Origin of the sequence: Streptomyces sp. WELS2 (assembly GCF_013870595.1) — a bacterium.
Lineage (GTDB): Bacteria > Actinomycetota > Actinomycetes > Streptomycetales > Streptomycetaceae > Streptomyces.
In genome coordinates this window covers 1-2427 of sequence record NZ_JACBWZ010000879.1, presented here as the reverse complement: position 1 = coordinate 2427, position 2427 = coordinate 1, and the positions used below count along the sequence as shown (strand labels likewise).

Genomic DNA, 2427 nt, shown 5'->3' with positions numbered 1-2427 from the left:
GGCTGGAGGTCCGCGAGGCCGGCCACACCCTCGGCAACGCCCGCTGGGAGGCGGGCAACGCCCGCGATGTGCTCCTGTACGCGGCCGGCGGCGCCGAACGCCTGCTCGGCCGGCAGATCCCGGCACCCGGCGGCTGGGACGTCACCTTCCACGAACCCCTCGGCGTGGTCGGCGTGATCGCCCCCTGGAACTTCCCCATGCCGATCGCCGCCTGGGGCTCCTTCCCGGCGCTCGCCGCGGGCAACGCCGTCGTCCTCAAGCCCGCCGAGGCCACCCCGCTCACCGCGCTCCGCCTCGCCGGCCTGGCCCTGGAGGCGGGCCTGCCCGAACACCTCTTCCAGGTGCTGCCCGGCTACGGCACCACCGCCGGCCGCGCCCTGGTCGACCACCCGGACGTCGCCAAGATCGTCTTCACCGGTTCCACCCGCACCGGCCGCGAGGTCATGGAACGCTGCGCCCGCCTGGTCAAACCGGTCACCCTCGAACTCGGCGGCAAGAGCCCCAACGTGGTCTTCGCCGACGCCGACCTCACCGCCGCCCTCGACCCCTTCTCCTTCCTCGACAACTGCGGCCAGGACTGCTGCGCCCGCACCCGCGTCCTGGTCCAGGAGAGCGTGCTGGAGGAGGCCCGGGCCCTGCTCGCCGAGGCGCTGGCCGCCGTGGTCGTCGGCGACCCGGCCGACGAGAAGACCCAGATGGGCCCGCTGATCTCGGCACGGCAACGGGAGCGCGTACGGTCCTACGTCCCCGACGACGCCCCGGCCCTGCGCGGCAGCGCCCCCGACGGTCCCGGCTTCTGGTTCCCGCCGACCGTGCTCACGGGAGAGCGGCCCGACGGCCGGGCGGCCCGCGAGGAGATCTTCGGCCCCGTGGCCGTCCTGCTCCCCTTCACCGACGAGCAGGACGCCGTCCGCCTCGCCAACGACACCCCCTACGGGCTGTCCGGCTCGGTCTGGACCCGGGACGTGGGCCGCGCCCTGCGCGTCTCCCAGGCCGTCCGCGCGGGCAACCTGTCCGTGAACTCCCACTCCAGCGTCCGCTACTGGACCCCCTTCGGCGGCTTCAAGCAGTCCGGCCTCGGCCGCGAACTCGGCCCCGACGCCCTGACCGCCTTCACCGAGACCAAGAACGTCTTCATCAGCACGGAGGGCCCCGCACAGTGACCGACAACAGCGTCTGCCGCCGCCTGACCGGCCGTACCGCCGTCGTGACCGGAGCCGGCAGCGGCATCGGCCTCGCCAGTGCCCGCCGCCTCGCCTCCGAAGGGGCCCACGTGGTCTGCGCCGACATCGACGAGACCCACGGCAAGGCCGCCGCGCAGGAGGTGGGCGGACTCTTCGTCAAGACCGACGTCACCGACCCCGGGCAGGTCGAGGCGCTGTTCAAGGCGGCGTACGACACCTACGGCAGCGTCGACGTCGCCTTCAACAACGCCGGCATCTCCCCGCCCGACGACGACTCCATCCTCGAGACCGGCCTGGAGGCCTGGAAGCGCGTCCAGGAGGTCAACCTCACCTCCGTGTACCTGTGCTGCAAGGCCGCCATCCCCTACATGCGGCGCCAGGGCAAGGGCTCCATCATCAACACCGCGTCCTTCGTGGCCCGGATGGGCGCGGCCACCAGCCAGATCTCCTACACCGCCTCCAAGGGCGGGGTCCTCGCCATGTCCCGCGAACTCGGCGTGCAGTTCGCCCGGGAGGGCATCCGGGTCAACGCCCTGTGCCCCGGCCCGGTCGACACCCCGCTGCTGCGGGAGCTGTTCGCCAAGGACCCCGAGCGCGCCGCGCGCCGCCTGGTGCACATCCCCGCCGGCCGGTTCGCCGAGGCCGAGGAGATCGCCGCCGCCGTCGCCTTCCTGGCCAGCGACGACTCCTCCTTCGTCAACGCCACCGACTTCCTGGTGGACGGCGGCCTCACCGGCGCCTACGTCACACCCCTGTAGGGCGCCTCACAGGAAGGTGTGCCCCTCACCCCGGTAGGTCGGCACGGTCGCGGTCACCGTGTCGCCCTCGATCAGGTGCAGCGCCTCGAACCGCTCGCACAGCTCGCCCGCCTTGGCGTGCCGGAACCACACCTTGTCGCCGATCAGCAGGTCGTCGGCGGGCGAGCCGAGCAGCGGGGTCTGCACCTCCCCGGGTCCCTCCTGCGGGTCGTACCGCAGCCCCTCGGGCAGGTACGGCACCGGCAGCCGGTCGGCTCCGGCGGCACCGGAGGCCGGATAGCCGCCGCCGAGCACGGTCACCACCCCGACGCCGGGCCGCCGGACCACCGGCTGCGCGAACAGGGCGGCCGGACGGCCGGTGAAGGAGGTGTAGTTGTCGAACAGGCGCGGCACGTACAGCCCCGAACCGGCGGCGATCTCGGTGACCGCGTCCTCGGCGGCGGTGTGCTGCACGCTGCCGGTGCCGCCGCCGTTGACGAACTCCA

Annotated in this window: 2 protein-coding genes and 1 pseudogene; 2 read left to right on the top strand and 1 reads right to left on the bottom strand. The window is 73.3% G+C overall.

What is annotated here, in order from left to right; all coding sequences use genetic code 11:
* Both H5J33_RS31180 and H5J33_RS31175 read left to right on the top strand, forming a co-directional pair.
* The coding region (locus tag H5J33_RS31180; protein WP_181798116.1) for an aldehyde dehydrogenase at nt 1-1163 on the top strand (1163 nt) is incomplete at its 5' end.
* Nucleotides 1160-1942 carry a 3-oxoacyl-ACP reductase gene (locus tag H5J33_RS31175; RefSeq protein ID WP_181798115.1) on the top strand — a complete coding sequence of 261 codons (783 nt, stop codon included), beginning with the start codon at nt 1160-1162 and terminating at the stop codon, nt 1940-1942. The genes H5J33_RS31180 and H5J33_RS31175, both read left to right, overlap by 4 nt.
* 6 nt (nt 1943-1948) lie before the next feature.
* Here H5J33_RS31175 and H5J33_RS31170 read toward each other — a convergent pair.
* Nucleotides 1949-2427, bottom strand: a pseudogene (locus H5J33_RS31170) (amino acid deaminase/aldolase); the annotation flags it as partial.